This window comes from Streptomyces sp. NPDC091287 (assembly GCF_044768525.1).
Classification (GTDB): domain Bacteria; phylum Actinomycetota; class Actinomycetes; order Streptomycetales; family Streptomycetaceae; genus Streptomyces.
On the sequence record NZ_JBIVUV010000043.1, the window covers coordinates 1 to 6740 of the forward strand.

General features: G+C 66.5%; 6 protein-coding genes and 4 pseudogenes. 2 read left to right on the forward strand and 8 right to left on the reverse strand.

Annotation, left to right across the window (positions count from 1 at the left end):
- Positions 1-187: 187 nt before the first annotated feature.
- Complete coding sequence (locus tag ACIQRW_RS38285) at positions 188-694, reverse strand: DinB family protein (protein WP_403769983.1); 507 nt, start codon at positions 692-694, stop codon at positions 188-190.
- Between the two features lie 80 nt (positions 695-774).
- Between ACIQRW_RS38285 and ACIQRW_RS38290 the strand changes: the two genes are divergently transcribed.
- A complete protein-coding gene (locus ACIQRW_RS38290; RefSeq protein ID WP_403769985.1) occupies positions 775-1545 on the forward strand; it encodes a transposase family protein in 771 nt (256 codons plus the stop codon).
- A gap of 56 nt (positions 1546-1601) precedes the next feature.
- On the opposite strand, the gene ACIQRW_RS38295 is transcribed toward ACIQRW_RS38290, so the two are convergent.
- The 6 genes and pseudogenes from ACIQRW_RS38295 to ACIQRW_RS38320 form a co-directional block, all read right to left on the reverse strand.
- Positions 1602-2603, reverse strand: coding sequence for a CU044_5270 family protein (locus ACIQRW_RS38295; RefSeq protein WP_403769987.1), 1002 nt, complete (start codon positions 2601-2603; stop codon positions 1602-1604).
- A complete protein-coding gene (locus ACIQRW_RS38300) occupies positions 2600-3241 on the reverse strand; it encodes an RNA polymerase sigma factor (protein WP_403769989.1) in 642 nt (213 codons plus the stop codon). Before ACIQRW_RS38300 ends, ACIQRW_RS38295 begins: the two co-directional genes overlap by 4 nt.
- 204 nt (positions 3242-3445) lie before the next feature.
- Positions 3446-3712, reverse strand: coding sequence for a hypothetical protein (locus ACIQRW_RS38305; RefSeq protein ID WP_403769991.1), 267 nt, complete (start codon positions 3710-3712; stop codon positions 3446-3448).
- Between the two features lie 31 nt (positions 3713-3743).
- Positions 3744-4072: pseudogene (locus ACIQRW_RS38310) on the reverse strand (transposase); the annotation flags it as partial.
- A 2-nt stretch (positions 4073-4074) separates the two neighbouring features.
- Positions 4075-4233, reverse strand: a pseudogene (locus tag ACIQRW_RS38315) (IS5/IS1182 family transposase); the annotation flags it as partial.
- Positions 4234-4333: 100 nt separating this feature from the next.
- A complete protein-coding gene (locus ACIQRW_RS38320; protein ID WP_403769993.1) occupies positions 4334-4954 on the reverse strand; it encodes a hypothetical protein in 621 nt (206 codons plus the stop codon).
- Positions 4955-5299: 345 nt separating this feature from the next.
- Between ACIQRW_RS38320 and ACIQRW_RS38325 the strand changes: the two are divergent.
- Positions 5300-5762, forward strand: a pseudogene (locus ACIQRW_RS38325) (transposase); the annotation flags it as partial.
- 2 nt (positions 5763-5764) lie between these two features.
- On the opposite strand, the pseudogene ACIQRW_RS38330 reads toward ACIQRW_RS38325, so the two are convergent.
- A pseudogene (locus tag ACIQRW_RS38330) lies at positions 5765-6615 on the reverse strand (IS5 family transposase).
- Positions 6616-6740 lie beyond the last annotated feature (125 nt).

Sequence of the window (6740 nt, forward strand, 5' to 3'; positions counted from 1 at the left end):
CGCCAGAACGGCCTCGATCCCCTCCGGTCTCCCCATACCAGACCAACGAGCCCCACAGCTGGAAGCTACGACTTGTTTCCCGGCAAGCCCTAAGAGGCAACTGTCCTTATCGCAGCCATCAATGACTCGCTGCAGTCCGCATGCGTCTATCGTTCGCGGAACATCTGAGATCGAGCGAAGCAGTGCGTTATCTACCGATAGAACCGTCAGCCTGCTCACGGAGGATGTCGGCGTGGCCCGCATGGCGAGCCGTCTCTTCGATCATGTGCACCAGCACCCATCGCATCGATCGCACGGTGCCCGCTTTGTCTGCCGCCCGAGCACAGGGATGGCGCAAGTCGTCACAGCGCTCGATAATCTCGTTGGACCGTTCGATGGCACTGAGGTAGGCAGCGAGGAGACTGTCCGCACTGTCCCCCTCGGAGAGATCCATACTGAAGTCCGGATGCTCGACATCGGCACCCTCGAAGGCCCAGGCAAACCAGTAGAGCTCTGCCGCAGTCAGGTGCTTGACCAGGCCGAAAACACTGGTGCCAGAGGGGACTCCGGGTGTTCGTCCCTGCCTGTCTTCAAGGCCCTGCGCCTTTCCGGCCACTGCTTCGCGGACGTAGTTCAAGAACGCAAGCAAGGTCGACTTCTCGTCGGAGTCGCTGTCAGGAGGACCTATGTCGCGGCGTTGTTGCGTCTCTGTCACCGGGGCACACTAGCTTGATCCACTTTCGAACGCACCCTAAGGGTTGTTGCAGAACGCCTGGGATGGGGCATTCCTCTTGTATGGGTGGGGCGTTGCGGGCTGAGCCGTTGTGGGTGGAGAGGTTCAGCGGCTTGTGGATGAGCCGGTTCGAGAAGTTGGTGCGGGTAGTACGGGAGCGGGGAGGGAACGGCCCGGGTGGCGGCCGGCCGTGGTGCCTGCCGCTGGCGGACCGGGTTCTCCTGGTGGCCGTCTACTACCGGACCAACCTCACGATGCGCCAACTTGCCCCGCTCTTCGGGATCTCCCCGGCCGCCGTCTGCCGGGTCGTCCAGCGTCTGCGGCCGCTCCTGGCGATCGAGCCGGCGCCGCGGCCCGTCGCGGATGTCGAACGGTTGTGGGTCGTGGACGGAACCCCCGTCCCGGTCCGCGACCGTACGGTCGCCGCGTCCTCCCGCAACTATCGGTTCTCGGCAAATGTGCAGGTCATCATCGATGCGGACAGCCGCCTGGTGATCGCCTCGGCCCGCCCCGTCCCCGGGAACAAGGCCGACGCCCACGCCTGGCGCGAATCGGACCTGCCCGCCATCGCGGCCGGGACCACGGTCATCGCGGACGGCGCCTACCTGGGAACCGGCTTGATCGTCCCGCACCACAGAAGAGCCGGGCGCCCACTCCTGTGCGGCCAGGAGGAGGACAACGCCGAACACCGACATGTCCGCGCCCGCGTCGAGCACACTTTCGCCCGCATGAAGAACTGGAAAATCCTCCGCGACTGCCGCCAGAAAGGAGACGGACTCCACCACACCGTCCAAGCCATCGCCACCATGCACAACCTCGCCATGACAGGCTGAACCACCAGGCCAAACACCACACCGACCTGCCCACACCCACCCTTCTGCAACAACCTTTAGGTGTTCTGTCCAGCCTCGTCGACAATGCCGGACTGGATGAGAGCGACAGAGGTGACTACGGTGCCGGCCTTCCCCCAGGCGCTGTCCTCCAAGAGGACCGTGCGCTCGCCCAGAAACCGGACCGTGCTCTCGTCGAAGATCCATTCGGTGCGTTCGCCATCGTGTGTCCGCGCGACAGCGACCCCGTGCCGGCCCACCGCGTCCACGGCGTCGCAGACGACGTCGACACCAGGGATGAGAGCAGCAGCCCGGTAGAGAGCCGCAGTGATGTCGGGGGGAGCCTCCCTGTTACGCAGAAGGTCCCCGATCGTGACGAAGGCTTGCTGGTGCGGTCCCGTCGTGGAGTCGGAACCGGCGCCGTGATGGGCTTCGGCGTCGTCGGTGATCCGCTTCAGCAAGACGTCGGGATCGGTTGGCAAGGCGTCCAGGAACATGTAGGTCGGAGCGTTCAGATTGCCTTGGCCTGGAGTTCCGGGCAGCAGGGCATCGATGCCGTCCTTACGCTGCAGCGTCTGCTCACTGCCGTCCACCGAGGTCCACTGCTCCATGCCCTCGTTCTCCCGCAGGAGTTCCATCTCGCCGACCTTGGTCTCGGACAGCACCGACGTATGGCCGACCGTCTTGAAATACGTGTACTGCCCGGCACGGACCTTCGTCTGCGGCGTCGCAGCAGCGGCAAGAGCCGCTCGCTCCAGCAGTTGGACCGACGCTGCGGAGGCCGGTTGGACCTCGCTCGGAGTGACCGGTGCACCGGAGCCGAGACTGAGAACGACAACGGACGCACCAGCAGCCACTGCGATGCCCAGCGCCAGGTCCCAACGCCTCCTCGCCCGCACCGCGGGCCGGAAGGTGCCAGACCGCGCCTGGCGATCGATCTCTCTCAGGAAATGCGCACGGCGAGCGTCCACTCGTCCGGGTGCCGGCTCCGGATAGGGAGGGGGAGGCAGAGTCCGGTTCGCCTGCCCACGCTCGGCTCGTTCCCGCTGCTCCGGATTCATCCTGTACTCCTCCTAGAGGCTGTGCGGGTCGCGCCCATCCCGCTCGGTGATATGTGTCCGCTCCCGGTCCGCAGTTCCGCAGCGCCGGGATCTGTTCCAAGCTCCTCCTCGACGAGCTTGCGCAGCTTTTGTCTCGCTCGTGAGAGTCGGGAGCGCACGGTGCCCACGGGAAGGCCCAACGCCTCAGCAGCCGCCGCGTACTCCAGGTCGGACCAGACGACCAGTGAGAAGACCTCGCGCTCGCTCCGCTTCAGCCGTCGGAGTGCTCTCCCCGCAGCAGCCAAACGCTGAGCGTCGGCCATCTGCCCAACCACCTCGTCCGAAAAGTCAGGCATTGCTTCCGGCGGCGGCAGACGGGACATCGCCTCCCGATGCCGCCGGGACGCCCGGGCTGTGTTGCGCATCACATTGGTCGCGATGCCCAGCAACCACGCCCGTACGCTCCTGACCTCCCCCCGTAGTTTGTTTCGAAGCCGCCAGGCCTCCAGAAACGTAAGCGACATGACGTCTTCGGACAGAGCCCAGTCACCCGTCGTACGGATCGCAAGGGCATAGACGACGCGCGCATGTTCGTCGAAAATCTCGGCGAACGCCGCCCGATCGCCAGATCGGACTCGTTCATGCAATGGGAAGTCCACAACAACAAGTGTCCGCGCAGGCGCATCGGTTCCACTTCTGCGCCGTCGCATCCCTGTTGGCTGCGCACGTCGACGGCCACATCCCACTCCCTGCCACTTCAGCACCGCCGACTGCATCGCCTGGAGCCATGTATCCGCCCCGGGCACGCACCCGCCGGACCAGAGTTGTCGTGTCGCCGCGCTCCGGGCTCCTCAGCTTGTTGTTCAACCTCGCCGTGAGATGAGACGAACGAGCGACTCGGCGGGCCAGCAGAGCCATGCGAACAGGGAACTGGTGACCACGAACCAGTGGACGCTGACCCTACCCCGCTCCTTCTCCAGGATCAGTGGGGCCTCGTCCCGGAAGATGTAGCGAAGGTATCGGCGGCGGATCGGCACTCCGGCGATCAGCAGTACCGGTGAGGAGATGAAAACGGCCACCGGGACAAGAACTCTCACGATGGCGATCTTCGCCTTCTCTTCATAACGCATGCGCTCAGTGTGCTGACGTCTGTGTTGCTTGTCAGCCTGCCCTGCGGGGTTTGGTGCCGACCTTGGTGGGCCGGACGCTGGTATCCCTCGCCGCCGGCGAGGACTCGTCCCACGTCGTGGCGGGTTGCGGGGCACCGGTTCTTCAAGCATGGCGGTCGGCCGGGGCCGGGTGTGGTGGGTTTCGGTGCACCGGCCAGAGAACCGGTCGTCGTGCGGAGGTTCCGGAACCCGCGCCGGATGCGGGCGGGGGGTGAGTTTGTGCGGCGGCGCCGGTTTCCCCCACGGCCGCCGGAGGTCGGTCGCGAGGGGGTGGGCGAGGCGGAGCTGGGTGTGGGCGGCGATGACCAGCCGGGTCCAGCGGTGCGATTCCCGGCCGGCGGCCGCCCGACCACGACGACCAGACGGGTGTCGGCGTCGATGACGACCTGGTGGTTGGTGGAGTACCCGTAGTTCTTCGACCGCTCGGCGATGGTGTGATCGCGGGTGGGGGCCAGGGTGCCGTCCACGACGAACACGGACTCAGCCCGGAGAAAGGGGCTGTCCAGGAAGACTCTGGCGCCGTGATCACACCAGCCATACCAAGATCGTTCCACGAGTGTGATCAGCGCTTCGGCCCGCATCTCAGCTGCCGCTCAGCGGAGAGGCCCACGTGGGGTCGTGTCGGGACCTCCTCGTGAGGTGGGCCAGCAGGTGCTCCGCCGCGATGGACGCAGCGTCTTGCGGCGCGCCGACTACGGTCAGGGCGGCGATAAGCCTCGATGCTGCTGCCGGCATGTCCGGTTCTCTTAGGAGGGGAAGCAGCAACAGGAGGCGGGTGGCTGAGTCCTGGGCGCCTTCGACCGCAAGGGATGGGCTGTCGGCGATCCGGATCAGTTCAACCCATGTCAGCCCCGTGCCCAAGAAGTCGCCGTCCCAGCTGGCGATCTGCTCGACATAACTTCTGCCTGGATGGGTGAGGAGGTAGTCGATGCCGTAATCGCCATCCAGATTGCGATAGACCACCACCGCCCCGGGGCCGTCTTCTGCCGGCACCCTGAACACCGGCCAGCGTTCAGGATCGAAAAGGACCTCGGACAGGGCATCGACATCGGCGCCGTCCTCACCGAACCACTCCGAAACCGGGCGCTCGGCACACCCCCCGTCGCTACACATCGCCAAGAGGTAGTTCGACCAGAAGCCCGGGTGGACCAGCAATGACTCGCCCGGCACCAGCGGGCCGCCGTCGTATCCCTTGATCAGCACCTCTCGATCCTGTCACCGGCCCCGGACACGGCGGGATCCGGGATCGGCAAGAAGGCGCCGCCCAGTTACGGGACAGCCCTTAGGGGCATGACCACCGGCCTGCCCAGCAGACCGGGAGGCTCTTTGTAATGTGGATGTGGCGATCGGTGCCGTGAACGAGGCCGGGCAGAAGCACGACCGGAGGACGCACGTGATCGACACCGGCGACAACGACGTATTCCTCGGCCTGGACGTCGGCAAAGGCGAACACCACGACACCACCTTCACCCCGGCCGGGAAGGAAGGCGATCGACAAGCGGCTGCCCAACACCGTGCCCAAGCTGCGGGAACTGTTCGTGAAGTTGCAGGCGGCTGGTCACGCTGCTGCGGCCGAAGACGCCGCGGACGGCCGGGCGCCTGGTCGAGGACATATTCGCCGCTGGACGAGCAGTCCGTGGTGGTTCCCGGCACCGAAGCGGTCGCACTCATCGTCCCGAGCCTGGCCGGCTCGCTCGCCGCCGTCCTTGACCAGCGCAAGCTCCTGGCCGGGCGGATCGAGGAACTGCTGGAGGCCCACCCTCTTTCCCAGGTCCTGATCTCGATGCCGGGAGTCGGGATCAGGACCGGATCCAGGATCCTCATCGAGGTCGGCGACGGCAGCAGCTTCCCCTCCGCCGCCTGCCTCGCCGCCTACGCAGGACTCGCCCCGGCAACCCGCAACTCAGGCTCCTGGATCCGCGGCGAACAGCCATCCCGAAGAGGAAACAAGCAGCTCGAACGGGCCTTCTTCGTCTCCGCGTTCGCCGCCCTCGGCAACCCGGCACCCCGGGCCTAGGGCGTGTCCGCAATGTCGGTGGGGAGCCAGAGTCGTAGGCACGCGAAGGTGACCAGGGCTTTGTAGTGGCGGGCTCGTTTGCCGTAGCGGGTGGCGAGGGCTTTGTTCTGCTTGAGCTTGTTGAAGCAGCGTTCGACGACGTTGCGGCGCCGGTAGGCGGTGCGGTCGAGGCGGCAGAGTGTCTCGCCGCGTCGTCGGCGTCCGCTGATCTGGTCGGTGCGTTCGGGGATGGTGGATGCGATGCCGCGTTTTCGCAGGTAGGCGCGGATCTTGCGGGACGAGTAGCCCTTGTCGCCGGCCACCCGGTCCGGCCGGGTGCGGGGCCGGCCGGGGCCGTCCCGCTTGATGGCGATGCGGGCCATGACCGGCTCGAACTGCGTGCAGTCGTTGACGTTCCCGCCCGTGATCGTGAAGGCGAGCGGCCGGCCCTGCCCGTCGCAGGCGAGGTGAATCTTCGTGCTCAGCCCGCCGCGGGACCGGCCGAGTGCCTCGCCGGTCCAGGGCCCCCTTTTCGGGCCCCGGCCGCGTGCTGGTGGGCCCGCACGACCGTCGAGTCGACGCACACGATCGACCAGTCCACCTCCCCGGCCGCATCCGCGTGCTGCTGGACGTGGGCCAGGAGCCGGTCCCACGTTCCGTCCGCCGACCAGCGGCGGAACCGCTCGTACACCGTCTTCCACGGCCCGTACCGTTCCGGCAGGTCCCGCCAGGCGGCACCCGTGGACAGCTTCCACAGGATGCCGTTGAGGACCTGCCGCCGGTCCCGCACCGGACGACCCATCCGAGGCGGAGCCAGCAACGGCCCGATCACCGCCCAAGCCTGATCAGTCACTTCATGACGACGCACCACGAACGGGCTAACGACCCACCGACATTGCGGACACGCCCTAGGTGTATTGACCCGCAGGGTTGTTGACGCGGGTGATCGGGGGCTGGCCTCCGAGTGCGGTGTGGCAGCGGTGGTGGTTGTAG

Excerpts from the sequence above, each read along its gene's own strand:
- ACIQRW_RS38290 (WP_403769985.1), top strand. The coding sequence starts at position 775 with ATGGGTGGGGCGTTGCGGGCTGAGCCGTTGTGGGTGGAGAGGTTCAGC.
- ACIQRW_RS38295 (WP_403769987.1), bottom strand. The coding sequence starts at position 2,603 with ATGAATCCGGAGCAGCGGGAACGAGCCGAGCGTGGGCAGGCGAACCGG.
- ACIQRW_RS38305 (WP_403769991.1), bottom strand. The coding sequence starts at position 3,712 with ATGCGTTATGAAGAGAAGGCGAAGATCGCCATCGTGAGAGTTCTTGTC.